The sequence below is a fragment of the Spirillospora sp. NPDC049024 genome (genome assembly GCF_040649235.1).
GTDB lineage: Bacteria > Actinomycetota > Actinomycetes > Streptosporangiales > Streptosporangiaceae > Spirillospora.
On the sequence record NZ_JBEZFD010000004.1, the window covers coordinates 87,567 to 101,118 of the forward strand.

The 13,552-nt window shown below is 71.7% G+C and carries 15 protein-coding genes; 8 read left to right on the top strand and 7 right to left on the bottom strand.

Annotated features, from left to right (window positions below):
- Positions 1-11 precede the first annotated feature (11 nt).
- A complete protein-coding gene (locus AB0C21_RS08485) occupies positions 12-788 on the top strand; it encodes an IclR family transcriptional regulator (protein WP_500203401.1) in 777 nt (258 codons plus the stop codon).
- Positions 789-843: 55 nt separating this feature from the next.
- Here AB0C21_RS08485 and AB0C21_RS08490 read toward each other — a convergent pair whose 3' ends face one another.
- Positions 844-1,674, bottom strand: a complete 831-nt coding sequence (locus AB0C21_RS08490; RefSeq protein ID WP_500203402.1) for a maleylpyruvate isomerase family mycothiol-dependent enzyme — start codon at positions 1,672-1,674, stop codon at positions 844-846.
- Positions 1,675-1,707: 33 nt separating this feature from the next.
- Complete coding sequence (locus AB0C21_RS08495) at positions 1,708-3,327, bottom strand: hypothetical protein (protein WP_500203403.1); 1,620 nt, start codon at positions 3,325-3,327, stop codon at positions 1,708-1,710.
- A 247-nt stretch (positions 3,328-3,574) separates the two neighbouring features.
- Here AB0C21_RS08495 and AB0C21_RS08500 point away from each other — a divergent pair, with 247 nt between their 5' ends.
- The 4 genes from AB0C21_RS08500 to AB0C21_RS08515 all read left to right on the top strand — a co-directional run bounded on the left by AB0C21_RS08500 (position 3,575) and on the right by AB0C21_RS08515 (position 6,524).
- Positions 3,575-3,742, top strand: a complete 168-nt coding sequence (locus AB0C21_RS08500) for a DUF8730 family Cys-rich protein (RefSeq protein ID WP_200841989.1) — start codon at positions 3,575-3,577, stop codon at positions 3,740-3,742.
- 141 nt (positions 3,743-3,883) lie between these two features.
- A complete protein-coding gene (locus AB0C21_RS08505; RefSeq protein WP_500203404.1) occupies positions 3,884-4,717 on the top strand; it encodes a CPBP family intramembrane glutamic endopeptidase in 834 nt (277 codons plus the stop codon).
- Entirely contained in the window at positions 4,714-5,868 is a 1,155-nt protein-coding gene (locus AB0C21_RS08510) for a sensor histidine kinase (protein ID WP_500203405.1), read from the top strand. The genes AB0C21_RS08505 and AB0C21_RS08510 overlap by 4 nt, the downstream gene beginning before the upstream one ends.
- On the top strand, positions 5,865-6,524 hold the full coding sequence (locus AB0C21_RS08515) for a response regulator (protein ID WP_500203406.1): 660 nt from the start codon (positions 5,865-5,867) through the stop codon (positions 6,522-6,524). The genes AB0C21_RS08510 and AB0C21_RS08515 overlap by 4 nt, the downstream gene beginning before the upstream one ends.
- Positions 6,525-6,557: 33 nt before the next feature.
- Here AB0C21_RS08515 and vanR-Sc read toward each other — a convergent pair whose 3' ends face one another.
- Positions 6,558-7,244: a VanSc-type vancomycin resistance response regulator transcription factor VanR gene (gene vanR-Sc, locus AB0C21_RS08520; RefSeq protein ID WP_500203407.1), complete on the bottom strand. Its 687-nt coding sequence runs from the start codon at positions 7,242-7,244 to the stop codon at positions 6,558-6,560.
- 259 nt (positions 7,245-7,503) lie between these two features.
- Between vanR-Sc and AB0C21_RS08525 the strand changes: the two genes are divergently transcribed.
- Positions 7,504-8,016 carry a M15 family metallopeptidase gene (locus AB0C21_RS08525; protein WP_500203408.1) on the top strand — a complete coding sequence of 171 codons (513 nt, stop codon included), beginning with the start codon at positions 7,504-7,506 and terminating at the stop codon, positions 8,014-8,016.
- Positions 8,017-8,039: 23 nt separating this feature from the next.
- Positions 8,040-9,119, top strand: coding sequence for an endonuclease/exonuclease/phosphatase family protein (locus AB0C21_RS08530; RefSeq protein WP_500203409.1), 1,080 nt, complete (start codon positions 8,040-8,042; stop codon positions 9,117-9,119).
- A 6-nt stretch (positions 9,120-9,125) separates the two neighbouring features.
- Here the strand turns inward: AB0C21_RS08530 and sigJ are convergent, their stop codons facing one another.
- Positions 9,126-10,064, bottom strand: a complete 939-nt coding sequence (sigJ, locus tag AB0C21_RS08535) for an RNA polymerase sigma factor SigJ (protein WP_500203410.1) — start codon at positions 10,062-10,064, stop codon at positions 9,126-9,128.
- A 158-nt stretch (positions 10,065-10,222) separates the two neighbouring features.
- On the opposite strand from sigJ, the gene AB0C21_RS08540 reads away from it, so the two are divergent.
- A complete protein-coding gene (locus tag AB0C21_RS08540; protein WP_500203411.1) occupies positions 10,223-10,852 on the top strand; it encodes an LUD domain-containing protein in 630 nt (209 codons plus the stop codon).
- Positions 10,853-10,892: 40 nt separating this feature from the next.
- Here AB0C21_RS08540 and AB0C21_RS08545 read toward each other — a convergent pair whose 3' ends face one another.
- From AB0C21_RS08545 to AB0C21_RS08555, 3 genes are all read right to left on the bottom strand, one after another.
- Positions 10,893-11,252, bottom strand: a complete 360-nt coding sequence (locus AB0C21_RS08545) for a hypothetical protein (RefSeq protein ID WP_500203412.1) — start codon at positions 11,250-11,252, stop codon at positions 10,893-10,895.
- Positions 11,253-11,255: 3 nt separating this feature from the next.
- Positions 11,256-12,083 (bottom strand): TNT domain-containing protein, encoded by an 828-nt coding sequence (locus AB0C21_RS08550; protein ID WP_500203413.1) that lies wholly within the window; start codon positions 12,081-12,083, stop codon positions 11,256-11,258.
- Positions 12,084-12,440: 357 nt separating this feature from the next.
- Entirely contained in the window at positions 12,441-13,484 is a 1,044-nt protein-coding gene (locus AB0C21_RS08555) for a hypothetical protein (protein ID WP_500203414.1), read from the bottom strand.
- Positions 13,485-13,552: the final 68 nt, after the last annotated feature.

Here is a 13,552-nt window from a genome sequence, read left to right on the forward strand (position 1 = left end):
AGTTTCAAATAGTGAACAGCGCTTCGGACAAGCCGGGCCAGACCCTGCAGACGGTCGAGCGGGCCCTGAGCTTCCTCGAGTACGTGGCCGCCGCCGACACCGCGCCGACGGTGCAGCAGGTCTCCGCCGGCCTCGGCTTGAACATCACGACCTGCTACCACCTGATGAGGACCCTGCTCGCGCGCGGCTACCTGGAGCGGCGGGCCGACGCCACGCTCCGCCTCGGAGCGGGCGTGGGCGCGCTGTTCCGGTCCTACCAGCTCAACTTCAACACCAGTGACAAGCTCGCGGGCATCGTCGCCGAACTCGCCGCCGCCACCGCCGAGACCTCGTTCCTGTCGACGCTCGACGACCGGAACGTGATCTTGAAGGTGCTGGTCGAGGGGTCGCAGCCGCTGCGGGTCAGCGGCCTCTACGTCGGCCTGACGGGCAACGAGCCGCACCGCGCGTCGGGCAAGGCCGTCCTCGCCCATGCCGACGCCGACCTGCGGGACGAGATCATCGAGCGCAACCTGACCGGCATGTCCCCGACCGCGCAGCGGCGTTCCCGCACGGCCCTGCTCCAGGAGCTCAAGGAGGTCCAGGAGCGGGGTTGGGCCGTCGACATCGACTCCAGCCCCGGCATCACGGCGCTCGGCGCCCCGTTCTTCAAGCACGACGGCTCCATCGCCGGCGCCGTCGGGATCGTCGCACCGACCTCCCGGTTCGGGGAAGCCCGGGAAACGCTGGTCGGCACGGTGCTCGACTCGGCGGGCAAGGCCACGGCGGTCCTCCGCCTCGCGCCATAGCCGACGAGGTCCGGACCGCGTCCGCCGTCGGCAGGCGGGCGCCGGGCGGGTCCCCTCAGGCGACTACCGCGAGAAGGGCCGTGATGGCCGTGGTGAGGCCCGCGTCGCCGGTCGCCGTCGATCGTCGGCGGGCCTGCTCCTCGGTGATGCCTCGGGTCGCCAGGCGCCAGAAGGTGTCCTGGTCCATCGAGACGTGAGCGGTCGGCTCCCCCAGGGGCGGGGTCATCTGCCAGCGCGCGTCCTGCCGGACCATGCCCCATCGTCCTCCGGCCGGGCCGAGTACTTCCAGGTGAGCCGTGGTGCCTTCGGGGCGTTCGTGCATCCGCAAGGCGTGCGGCAGGCCGCGCGCGAAGACGTCCAACACCGGAGCCATGAGATCGGGTTCATCGGCGCCCGGGACGGAGACGGCGTCGCGCACCTGCTGCTGGTGGACCCAGAACTCGGTGTAGTCGCGGCCGATGTCGAGCCATGCGGGGCTGTCGATGTCGGTGGCGGCCCAGGAGACGTTCAGGTCGGCGGGGGCGTGGAGGTCCTGGGCGGCCCATACGGCGTCGAGCCGGGGTCCCAGGTGCTCCAGCAGTTCGATCATCAGTTGCGGGCTGAGCTGGCGGGACGCCCGGACGAACTCGTCGTTGGTCCGGGCCAGGTAGGCGGGGAGCGTCTCGTCGTCGGCGAAGATCGCGCCGCCGTGCCCGTCGCGGCTGCCCGACAGGCGCCGCATGTAGTCGTTGAGCACATGAGCGACCACGTCGTGCACGTCCCAGCCGGGACACACCGTGGGCATGGCCCACCCGGCCGGGCTCAGGGCCCTGAGCAGGTCGAGCATGGCCTGCCGTTCGCGCGGGAACAGCGGACGGACGTCGACGGCCGGGCCAAAGATCATCATCAGCTGACCGTACCGGCCGCCGTCCCGTCCCGATCAGCGAACGTCCACGTAGTCCCCGGCGCTGGTGGCGGACAGGTACGTGGAGCTGCCGGCGTAGACGGCGCGCCAGGTGCCGTCCAGCTTGGCGGTGAAGGACTTGCGGAACGTCCCGTTGGAGGCGCTGCGGGTCGTCCCGGCCAGCGCCCACGACGAGGCCCCCGCCCGCCGGAAGTAGATCTTCACCGGCGCGCCCGACCCCGGCTTCCACCCGCCCACGTACCGGCTCAGCTTGCCCTGCACCGTCAGCGTCCGCCCCTTGCGGACCGGCTCCGGGCCGGCGTTGAACGAGGTGATGGCCGTCCGGTACCGCGCGTCGACGAAGTCGGTCCCGCTCATCGCCGGCCGGTAGGCGGACGACCCCGCGTAGCGCACCCGCCAGTACCCGTCGCGCGTGGCGGGCGCCCCCACCGAGAACGCCCCGGTCGAGCTGGTCGTCCCCCGGCCCACGCGCGTCCACCCGGACGTGCCGTTGGTGGAGAACTCGACGTCCACGGTGGCGCCCTTCACGGCCGTGCCGCCCGCCACCAGCCGCCCGGACGTCGTGACCGTCCCGTTGAGCGCGACGGGCTCCGGCCCGGCGTTCGCCCCGCTGAACGCGGTGGCGGCCCGCGCCTGCCCGACCTCCAGCGGCTGCCGGATCTCGCTCCGCGTGAACAGGCCGGTCGAGTTGGGCGCGTACTGGACGAGCAGCTCACCCGAGGTCGCCGTGAAGGTGAACTCGAACGAACCGCCGTCGCCGAGCTTCTCGACCCTCCCGATGTACCTGGTGTCGCCGCCGTCGAACGGGATGATCCAGGCCTCGACGTCCTCACCCGGCCCCAGGAACACCGGCCCGCTGCTCCCCGCGCGCACCAGCTCCCCCTTGACGGTGACCGTGCCGCCCGCCGGAACGGGGTTGGCGACGCTGACCCGAGCCGAGATGGCCGTGGCCGTCTGCCGGACCGTGACCGGGGTCGTCCCCCAGGCTTGGCACACCACGCCCTTCGCGTCGTTGTAGAGCTGGGGACGTACCTCGGCATCGCCCCGCACGGTGAACCGCCCGTCGGCGCCGGTCTCGGTGGTCCCCGCGGTCCCCAGGAGCTTCACCGGCAGCCCGCCCGCAGGCTGCAAGGGGGCGTTCTTGGACGTCCGGTAGGAGATGGCACCGGACGCCGTCACCGTCCGATGGTCGGCGTCGACGACCGCCGGCGTCGCCGTGACATCCGAGTAGACCGCCGAATAGCACGCCGAGAAGACGTTGCCGGCCTGAGCGAGCAGCCCGCCCTTCGCGTCCTCCACGTAGGCGACGGCCCAGTGATCCCCCGGGTGCTCCTCAACGGAGATCGGCAGGGTCCCCTGCCAGGTGCCGTCCTGCGCGGTCCCCTCGATCAGCCGGAGATCCCCCAGCGACGCCCAGCTGTCACCGAACCGCGAATCGGTGAACCAGGCCTTCACTCGCGCCACGTCCTCGCCCTTGACGTCGACCGTGACGGTGACCGGATGCGCGGGATCATCCCGATCCATCGCGGCGTGCACGAACGCATAGGGCGCCGCATGCGCGGCGGGCGCAGCGACCACGACAACGGGCGCCGCCAGGACAACGGCGGAAATCAGGGTGGAAACACGTCGCTGCACGGAGTCCTCCAGGGCTGCTCATCCCGGAGGACGCTCCGCCCCGTTCGCCGGATCACCGCCTAAAGATCACAGCTTGATCTCCGGTCCCCTGGGGAGGCCGGACGGCCCGGTCCCGCCCCAGGTGAGGCCCACGGCCGCATCGTCCGGGCCTGCGATTCCACATACCCCCTGGGGTATCATCTGGACAGAGAAGCATCACCATGGAGTAAGGGCCACCGGCCCGGGATCCGAACCGAAGGAGAAGCCCATGTGCCAGCGCGCCGTTTGCCGGAAGTGCCAGCGCGCCACCTACCGGGGGTGCGGCCAGCACGTCGAGCAGGTGCTCGCGGGAGTCCCCCGGTCCCAGCGCTGCAACTGCGACGAGAAGGAGGCCCCCGCCGGAAACGCCTGGACGCGCCTGTTCCGCCGCAGCTGACATCCGGCGCGCGGAGGCTTGTCCCCCGTGCGAGCTACAGGCGGATGTCCACCGTGTGGTGAAGATCCGGGAGGGGGTGGATCCATAGCGTTTCGGGCGAAGCCGCGGCACTCCGGCCGCGGAACCCCCGAAGGAGTCAGCATGCGACTGCTGAAGCAGCTCGTGGTCGTGGTGGTCGTCGCCGCCGCCGGCGGCGCGGGCGTCAACGGCGCCGACTGGAACCCCGCCCTCACGCTCGTCCTCGGCGCCGCGGCGGCGCTGGTCAGCCTGTACACGTACCGCTGGGTGGTGCGCCGGACCGAGCACCGCGAGCCGACGGAGCTGGCGCCGAAGGGCGCCGCCGGCGCCCTCACCCGCGGGATGCTCATCGGTTTCGCGATGTTCGGCGCCGTCATCGTGAACATCGCCTTCCTCGGCCACTACCGGATCGACGGGTTCGGCTCCGCCGGCGGCGCGGTCGCGCTGCTCGGCTTCATGGCCGCCGCCGCGGTGACGGAGGAGGTGATGTTCCGCGGCGTCCTGTTCCGGGTCATCGAGGAGCGCACCGGCACCTGGGTGGCGCTGACGCTGACCGGCCTGGTGTTCGGCCTGATGCACCTGCCCAACCCGAACGCCACCCTGTGGAGCTCGCTCGCCATCGCCATCGAGGCCGGCGGCATGCTCGCCGCCGCCTACGTCGCCACCCGCAACCTCTGGGTGCCGATCGGCCTGCACTTCGCCTGGAACTTCGCCGGCGGCGGGATCTTCGGGACCGAGGTCTCCGGCAAGGACGCCCCGGACGGCCTGCTCAACGGCGTGACCTCGGGCCCGACCCTGCTCAGCGGCGGCGAGTTCGGCCCGGAGGCGAGCCTGTACTCGGTCGGCGCCGGCGCGGTCCTGACGATCGTGTTCGTGTGGCTGGCACGCCGGCGCGGCACCATCGTCCCCCTGCGCCGGACCACCCGGGCCGCCGCCACCGCTACGCTCGCCCAGTGATCGACATCCGGCGGGGCCGGGAGCGGTGGCGACGGCTGGACGTCACGGTGCGGGACCTGCCGTTTCCGGTGCTGCTGGTCGCCGGGTCGTTCGTCCCGGCGCTCCAGGCCCACGGAACGCAGGTCGGCGATCTGCCCGCCCGCCCGTTCGACGCCCTGGCCGTCCCGGTCATCCTCCTCACCTGCCTCCCGCTCGCCGTGCGCCGGCGCTGGCCGGCCGTCTGCGTCGTCCTCGTGTCGCTGGGGTTCGCCGCCGAACAGCTCCGCGCCTACCACTCGTTCACGGGCAGCGCCCTGGCGTTCGCGCTGGTGAGCGCGGGCGCCCACCTGGAGCGCCGCCGGTACGCCGTCGCGGCCGGCCTCTCCGCCGGCTACGTGGCGCTGGCGTTCGCGCTCGACCGGATCGGCTCCCCCGAGCGCCTGGACGGCTTCGCCACGTTCTACCTGGCCGCCGCCTTCGCGTGGGGCGTCGGGGCGTGGCTGCGCTCCACCCGGGCCGTCGAGGCGGAACGCCGCCGCCGCGTCGCCGAGGCCACCCGCGCGGCCGAACGCACCCGCATCGCCCGCGAGCTCCACGACGTCGTGACCCACCACGTCACGGCGATGGTCGTCCAGGTGGAGGCGGCGCGGTACCTGACCGCCGCCCCCGACCGCCTCGACGCGACCCTGGGCGCCGTCGGCGACACCGGCCGCCGGGCCATCACCGACCTGCGGCACCTGCTCGAACTGCTCAACCCCGATCATGGAACCGATCCCCGGATGCCGTCCGTCGGCGAGCTCCCCGCGCTCGTGGAGCAGACGCGCCAGGCCGGGCAGCCGATCGAGTTCAGCACCGCGGGCGAGCCGGCGGAGTCGGCCGGAAGCGCCGAGTTCGTGGCCTACCGGGTCGTGCAGGAGTCTCTGACGAACGCCCTCAAGTACGCCCACGGCAGCCGTACCGTGGTGCGGGTGCACTACCGCGACAAAGAGATCAGCGTGGAGGTCGGCACCGACGCCTCCGGGTCGCCGGCCGCGTCCCCGGGCGGGAGCGGCCGGGGCCTCGCCGGGCTCCGCGACCGGGTCGGCGCCCTCGGCGGCGACTTCAGCGCGGACCCGCGGCCGGACGGCGGCTTCGTCGTGCGGGCCCGCATCCCGTCGGGGAGCCCTTCGTGAGCACGCCGGTCCGGGTCCTGGTCGCCGACGACCAGGCGCTGATCCGCACCGGATTCTCCACGATCATCGACGCGCAGCCCGACCTGGAGGTGGTGGGCGAGTGCGGTGACGGCCGCGCCGCCGTCGACCTCGCCCGCCGGCTCGTCCCGGACATGGTGGTGATGGACGTCCGGATGCCGGTCCTCGACGGCATCGAGGCGACCCGCCTGCTGGCCGGCGCCGGGGTCGCCGACCCCGTCAAGGTGCTCGTGGTGACCACGTTCAACCTGGACGAGTACGTGTACGAGGCGCTGCGCGCGGGAGCGAGCGGCTTCCTGCTCAAGGACGCCCCGCCGGCGCAGCTGCTGCACGGCATCCGGACCGTCGCGGCCGGCGCCGCGCTGCTGGCCCCCGAGGTGACGCGGCAGCTCGTCGGCAGGTACGCGGCGCGGATCCGACCCGCCGAGGAGACGCCGGCCGTCGACGTGCTGTCGCCGCGTGAGATGGAGGTGCTGCGCCTCATCGCCGACGGCCTGTCCAACAGCGAGATCGCCGCGACCCTGGTGCTCAGCCAGGAGACCGTCAAGACGTACGTCTCCCGCATCCTCACCAAACTCGACCTGCGCGACCGCGTCCAAGCGGTCGTCTACGCCTACCGCCGAGGCCTGGTGAACTGAACCGGGCAGCGCACCCCTCGGTGCGCAGCGCCTCTATTCGCGCTCGTCTCCGGCGTCCGCTCCTGTGTCGATGCGGTAGCCGACGCCTGGCACGGTGGCGATGATCCAGGGTTCGCCGAGGCGTTTCCGCAGGGCCGAGACGGTGATGCGCACGGCGTTGGTGAACGGGTCGGCGTTCTCGTCCCACGCGCGTTCCAGGAGTTCCTCGGCGCTGACAACACCGCCTTCGGCGCCGACGAGGACTTCGAGGACGGCGAACTGCTTCCTGGTCAGCGCGACGTAGCGGCCGTCCCGGAAGACCTCCCTGCGGAACGGGTCCACCCGCAGGCCCGCGATCTCCCGCACGGGGGGCCTGCTGTGGGCGCGGCGGCGGTCGAGCGCCCTGAGCCTGAGCGCGAGTTCCTGCAGCTCGAAGGGCTTCGTGAGGTAGTCGTCGGCGCCGAGTTCGAACCCGGAGGCCTTGTCGTCGAGGCGGTCGGCCGCGGTCAGCATGAGGATCGGCATGCCGCTTCCGGAGGCGACGATGCGCCTGGCGATCTCGTCACCGGAGGGTCCGGGGACGTCGCGGTCGAGGACGGCGATGTCGTAGGCGTGGACGCCCAGCATCGCCAGCGCGGTGTCGCCGTCGCCCGCGATGTCGGCCGCGATCGCTTCGAGGCGCAGGCCGTCGCGGATCGCCTCCGCCAGGAAGGGCTCGTCCTCGACGATCAGCACGCGCATGCCATCGAGGCTAGAAGCCGGTGCATATCGTCGGCGTATCGAAAACCGCATACGCGCCTGCAACGCCACGCTGCCTTGACTGGCTGGTATGTCTGGAACACCACCATCAGCGCGAAGTACGACCCGCCGGGTCCGCCGGCTCCTCGTCGCCGGGCTGATAGTCGTCGCAGCGGCGATCGCTTCGACCTTCGGCTACCGGTCCCAGAACGACTCGTCTTCCCCCGCACCGCCATTGACGTCCTCGTCGGTCGTATCGCCCTTGGCCCCCTCGACCGCACCGCCCCCGAAGGCTCCTCGCAGGGAGCAGCACGGAGCGGTCGGCAAGGCCGACGGGGTCGTCCCCGACGGCGTGACGGTCTTCGACGACGCGTTTCCGGCCGTGGCCAACCTCGATCCGAGCCTGCTGAAGGCCCTCCGCCGGGCCGCGACGGACGCCGCGGACGACGGGATCGAGTTCTACGTCAACAGCGGCTGGCGCTCCCCGGCGTACCAGAACCGGCTTCTTCGCGACGCGGTCTCCAAGTACGGGTCCGAGGCCGAAGCCGCCCGATGGGTGGCCACCCCGGCGACGTCGCTTCACGTGTCGGGCGACGCGGTCGACATCGGTCACCCCGATGCGGCGGCGTGGCTGTCCCGGCACGGCGCCGGGTTCGGGCTGTGCCAGGTCTACCGGAACGAACCCTGGCACTACGAGCTGCGCGCCGACGCGGCCGACCGGGGTTGCCCGCACCCGTACGCCGACCCCACCCAAGACCCGAGGATGCACCAGTGAGCGGCAGTGAACGAGGACAGACGATGGCCCGGGTGGACTCGGCGGAGACCGGACAGGACGACGCCGACGGCCGCGACACCGGCTCCGGCAACTGGCGCGCGGCCGTCCGGCGGGCCGCCCGCGTCGCCTCCCGGCCGGAGCCCTGGAAGCGCGGCCTGATCCTCGCGGCACTGGCGCTGCTGCTGGGCCTGTTCATGCTGCTGCACGCGGAGATCCCGAACCGGATCGGGAACCTCGGCAGCCTGGCGGAGACGTTCCTGCCGTGGTTCGGCCTTTTCGTCCCGGTGCTGCTGGCCGGGGCGCTGTGGCGCCGTTCCGCCTCCGCGACGGTCGCGCTGCTGGTGCCGGTCCTGGTGTGGCTGAACCTCTTCGGCGGCCTGCTCGGCGACAAGTCCCGTCCGGGCGGCGGCTTCGTCGTGGCCAGCCACAACGTCGGCGCCGGCAACCCCGACCCCGTCCGCACCGCCCGCGACCTGGCCGCCTCCGGGGCGAACGTGCTGGCACTGGAGGAGCTGCCCGAGGAGGCCATCGGCACGTACGAGAAGGAGCTGGCGAGGGAGTACCCGCACCACACGGTGCAGGGGACGGTCGGGCTGTGGAGCAAGCTGCCGCTGTCGGACACCCGGCCGGTCGACATCCAGACGGACGCCGGACCGCTGGGGGCCGCCAAGTCGGCCGAGGCCAAGATGCCCTACAACCGGGCGCTGCGCACCACGGTGGCCACCGACCACGGCCCGCTGGCGGTCTACGTGGCCCACCTGGGGTCCGCGCGCGTGAATCCCAGGGCGGGCTTCTGGACGGCCCACCGCGACAGGAACGCGAAGGCGCTGGGGCAGGCCATGGCCACCGAGCGGAGTGAACGGGTCGTGCTGCTCGGCGACCTGAACGGCACCATGGACGACCGCGCGTTCGACGGCATCACCTCGCGGATGCGCTCGGCCCAGGAGGAGGCCGGGGACGGCTTCGGCTTCACCTGGCCTGCGGCGTTCCCGATGGTGCGGATCGACCAGATCCTGGTCAGAGGCGTGCAGCCGCGGGCCGCATGGATCCTGCCGGCCACCGGCAGCGACCACCTCCCGGTGGCGGCCGAGATCACCTGGTGACGTCCGTCAGGTCGTCGGCCAGTGGCGGAGTTTTTCGGGGTTGCGAATCACCCAGATGTGCTTGATCCGGTCGGCCACGACGTCGAACGCGAAGACCGTCACGGTGGCGCCGTCCTGCTGGGCCACGAGTCCCGGCCTGCCGTTGACCGTGCGTTCCAGGAACGTCATGTCGTCGGGCCTGCGGCGGGCGATCTCGGCCCAGGCGTGTGCGATCTGCTCGCCGCCTTCGATGGGGTGCAGGAAGGAGAGGGCGAGGCCGCCGCCGTCGGCGGTCGCCGTGGCGTCGGGGTCGAGCAGGCCGATCAGGGCGCCGATGTCCTTGGCCTCCCACGCGCGCTTGAAGTCCTTGACGATGCCGGCCTGCCGGGCCGCCGGGCTCGCGGCGCCCCGCGATTCGCGGACGCGGCGGCGGGCCGAGGAGGCCAGTTGGCGGCAGGCCGCCGGCGAACGGCCGACGATCTCGGCCACCTCGGCGAAGGGGTGGCAGAAGACGTCGTGCAGCACGAACGCGACGCGCTCGGCCGGGGTCATCGAATCGAGGACGACCAGGAAGGCCATGCTGACCGACTCGTCCAGGGTGACCCGGTCGGCGGGGTCGGGGGTCGCGCCGCCCGGCCGTCCGCTGATCCACTCCGTACGGTCCGGCAGCGGCTCGGGGATCCATTCGCCGACGTAGGTCTCCCGCCGGGCCCGCGCCGAGCCGAGCATGTTGAGGCAGATGCGGCCGGCGACCGTCGTCAGCCAGGCGCCGGGGGACTCGATGGCGTCCTGCTGCTCCCGCGACATGGCGTACCAGCGGGTGTACGTCTCCTGCACGGCGTCCTCGGCCTCGGCCAAGGAGCCCAGGAGCCGGTACGCGAGATTGGTCAGATGACGCCGCTCCCGCATAAGGGCGTCCAGGCAGGGATCGGGCCCGTCCTGGCCTGGCCCGTTTCGGGTGGTCATGGTGCTGACGGCTCCCTCGGTCGGCTCTGCCTTCACCGGTTCGACCGGACAGCGCACCGGATTGTGAGGCCGATGCGCCGCCTCACATTCCGAGGAGCCGTGTTGTCGGACTGCTGAGACGAACACATCGTTCAGCGGACAGGAAGCTCAGAGACATCATGACTACCCCGATCCCGGCGGCATCGTTCACCGACCCCGCCCCGGAGCAGCGTCTGGAGCGGGCGGCCGCCGCGCTGGCCGCCCACGGTTTCACCGTCGAAGTCCTCGACGACGCCGCCGCCGCGCGTACCCGCATCAAAGCACTGATACCCGACGGCGCCAGCGTCTTCACCGGGGCCAGCGAGACCCTTCGCCTGTCCGGCATCGACGAGGACATCAACGGCAGTGGACGGTACGACGCCGTCAAGCCGCGCGCCCTGGCCATGGACCGCGCCACCCAGGCGGACGACATCCGGCGGCTGCTCGCCGACCCCGACGTCATCGTGGGCAGCGTGCACGCGGTCACCGAGACCGGCTCCCTCGTGATCGCGTCGGGCAGCGGCAGCCAACTGCCCGGCTACGCCGGCGGCGCCGACCGGGCGATCTGGGTCGTCGGGGCGCAGAAGGTGGTACCCGACCTGGACACCGCACTGCGGCGCGTCGAAGAGCACTGCCTCCCGCTGGAAAGCGCCCGCACACAGGAGGCCTACGGGTGGCCCAGTGCCATCAACCGCCTTCTCGTTCTCAACGCGGAACACCGTCCCGGGCGCGGCACCGTCCTTCTGCTCCGCGAGGCCATCGGATTCTGAACCGCTTATCGGGCGGTGCTCCTCGGAATGGCGACGGCCGTCAATTCTCGTCCGGTGGACGCTCGCCGTCTCCTTGAGCGTCGCGGGCGCGGCGGTATTCCTCCCATGCGATGCGCTGCGATTCCTCGATTTCCTCGACGCTCGGCAGTTCGCCCGGCGGTGGAGGCGGTTTCGAGGAAGTGACGAGGCCGTAGAAGAAACGGCATGCCTCGTCCTCATCGGTGAAGCCGCGCATCTGCACGTACTCGCCGCGCTCGCAGAGCCCGACGGCCCAGCGGCCCTCCCGCCATCGCAGGTAGAGGTACTCGCTGGGCCGCCAGGCCGGCTCATGGACGCCCTCGATCTCGTACTCCCGAAAACCGGCGCCGGTCAGCGCCGCTTCGAGATCGTGGCGGTCCAACGGTCAGTAGACCCGCCGCAGGTACTTCTTGTGCACGAGCCACTTCACCGAGAGCATGCTCGGCGCACCGCGGACGTAGGCCCCCATGAGGACGTACTGGAGCCCCCGTCCCGGCTGCTGGAACGCGGGTTCGGCCGGGCCCCCGTCCACCGAGAAGGACCGCGCCACGCGGTACACGTGGTAGTTGCACAGGTGCTTCGGGTCGTCGGCGCGCGTGTTGAGGCTGTCCGGCGGCAGCGCGCGCGACGCGAAGGACGCCCCGGCGGGCGACAGGAACCGGCCGGTCTCCGCGCCGAACCGGTCGATGAACTGGCCGGCGCGAAGCCGCACCCTGAACCGCGCCGGGCGGCTGTTGATGTCCCTGAGCTGGTGGGCGAAGCCGTCGTCCGGCGGGTAGCGCCAGCCGGGCGGGACCTTGCTCTCGTCCCAGTACTGGTACAGGAACTGCGAGGGCGAGAGGGGGCCGTAGCGGTCGTAACCGCGCAGCAGAAACCCGAAGTATCCGTGGCGCGGGAGCCGCACGGGCCCCAGGCGCGGGTCCCGCTTCACATAGGGCGGCCCGCAGATCTTCCCCGTGCCGTGGCCGGCTTCCTCCGCGGCCTTCGCGAAGCCTTCCGCGGTCGTCGGCACCGCCTGCGGCTGCTCCGGCTGCCGGGCGCAGTCCTCGGCCTGCCTGATGATCTCCCTTGCGCCGACCGCCAGCGGGGCGGTGCACGCGTCCGCCCGGGGTGAGGGCACGCTCTCGGAATGGGCGGCCTCCGCGGTTCCCGTCAGCGTGACGGTGAGGCCGAGGATCGCGGCCGAGATGGCGCCGCCTCTGAATACCCGCATTCGCTCTCCTGTTGCGTCGGTGATTCCCGCTCCCCCGAAGGGGACCTCAGACGAGCGGGCCGCCGATGAGCGCGTACTACCGGTTTCTGGAAAAACTGCGGTCGAGGTCCGTTCGCCGACTTGACGGTTCCCCGGCCCCGCCCACATGATCAGCCGCCCCGGCAAACACCCGACAAAAAATCGCCGGACAAAAAAGGCAACCCACCGGAGTCACCAAAAACGCCCGCTGCCCCGAAACCATTTTCGCCGGGTTCACCACAGCGCCCACCTCGCGCCCTCCCCCATGGTGGAGCCCGCACGGAGCGGTGACTCCCGGCCGCCGCGGCTCGCGGCGGCTGTTCGAAGCCTCGCGCCGGCTCAGCGGTGGATGCCGAAGATGTGCGTGACGTGGGGGGTGTCGACCAGGGTGTGGGGGGCCAGGGCGTGGTACGCCCAGACGTGCACCCATGCGTTGCCCGTGCGGACGGTGAGCCAGGCCTTCACCATGCCGGGGCCGAAGTAGGTGAGCAGCAGGAAGGCGATCGAGATCGCCGCCTCCCGGGGAGAGCCGTACTCCGCCCACGAGTCCCACACGTGCAGCGCCGCGTAGGTCAGGCCGCCGAGGATCACCGTCGTCGCGATGGATCCGGTCAGCTTCACGAAGCGCGGGATCAGGATCGCGTAGATGAACACCATTGTCGGCAGGACCGTGCCCGCCATGTAGAGGAGGAAGGTGAGCGGCACGCCCAGCAGCAGCTGCCTGCCGGTGAGGTCGAAGATCTCCGGATGCAGCGCGGCGATCTGCACGGCACCCTCGACCACCAGCACGACGGCGATCAGGCGGAGGTCGCCGCGCCGGTCGGCGGAGACGAGGTTGAGCGCCCTGGCCGGGTAGCGGCGCCAGAAGTACGCCAGCGGCGCGAGCGCGAACACCACCAGGTTGTAGCCGGCCCAGGCGATCGCTTCCGACCGCGCGACGTGGTCGTCCGTCTCGTTCACCGAGCCCGCCAGGTGCAGGCCGAACGGGTGCCAGCCGAACGCCCGTCCCACCGCGAAGCCGAGGGCGAGGCCGCCGGCTCCGTAGGCGAGGAGCAGCAGGGTCTCGCGGAGCGCCGTGGCGCGCTCGGGGGCACGGGCAGCCAGGTCGGGCCTGGGCCGGCGGCGGGTGAGGAAGAAGACCAGGGCGAAGATGAGGAAGACCTCGGCAAGGCGGACGTTGAAGTCCAGCAGGTAGGCGGACGTGGAGCGTTCCGCGGCGTCGTGCAGGTGGAGCGGGAGCCTCCGGCCGGCCAGGGCCAGGATCAGCGCGTTCGCCGACACCCACCCCAGCACGGCAAGCCCCACGGCGCGGTTGCGGAACAGCGATCGGGCCGTGCCGCCGTCCGCTGAGGGATCGGTACGCGATGGGGATTCGAGGCGCATCGGAGGACTCCGTTCGAACTAGCACAACCGTGCTACTTACCCGGATGGTAGCACGACTGTGCTACTAA

What these genes read in the sequence shown, in the direction of transcription:
- AB0C21_RS08490 (WP_500203402.1), bottom strand. Translation starts at nt 1,674, where the DNA reads ATGATGATCTTTGGCCCGGCCGTCGACGTCCGTCCGCTGTTCCCGCGC.
- AB0C21_RS08500 (WP_200841989.1), top strand. Translation starts at nt 3,575, where the DNA reads ATGTGCCAGCGCGCCGTTTGCCGGAAGTGCCAGCGCGCCACCTACCGG.
- AB0C21_RS08505 (WP_500203404.1), top strand. Translation starts at nt 3,884, where the DNA reads ATGCGACTGCTGAAGCAGCTCGTGGTCGTGGTGGTCGTCGCCGCCGCC.
- vanR-Sc (WP_500203407.1), bottom strand. Translation starts at nt 7,244, where the DNA reads ATGCGCGTGCTGATCGTCGAGGACGAGCCCTTCCTGGCGGAGGCGATC.
- AB0C21_RS08530 (WP_500203409.1), top strand. Translation starts at nt 8,040, where the DNA reads ATGGCCCGGGTGGACTCGGCGGAGACCGGACAGGACGACGCCGACGGC.
- sigJ (WP_500203410.1), bottom strand. Translation starts at nt 10,064, where the DNA reads ATGACCACCCGAAACGGGCCAGGCCAGGACGGGCCCGATCCCTGCCTG.
- AB0C21_RS08540 (WP_500203411.1), top strand. Translation starts at nt 10,223, where the DNA reads ATGACTACCCCGATCCCGGCGGCATCGTTCACCGACCCCGCCCCGGAG.
- AB0C21_RS08550 (WP_500203413.1), bottom strand. Translation starts at nt 12,083, where the DNA reads ATGCGGGTATTCAGAGGCGGCGCCATCTCGGCCGCGATCCTCGGCCTC.
- AB0C21_RS08555 (WP_500203414.1), bottom strand. Translation starts at nt 13,484, where the DNA reads ATGCGCCTCGAATCCCCATCGCGTACCGATCCCTCAGCGGACGGCGGC.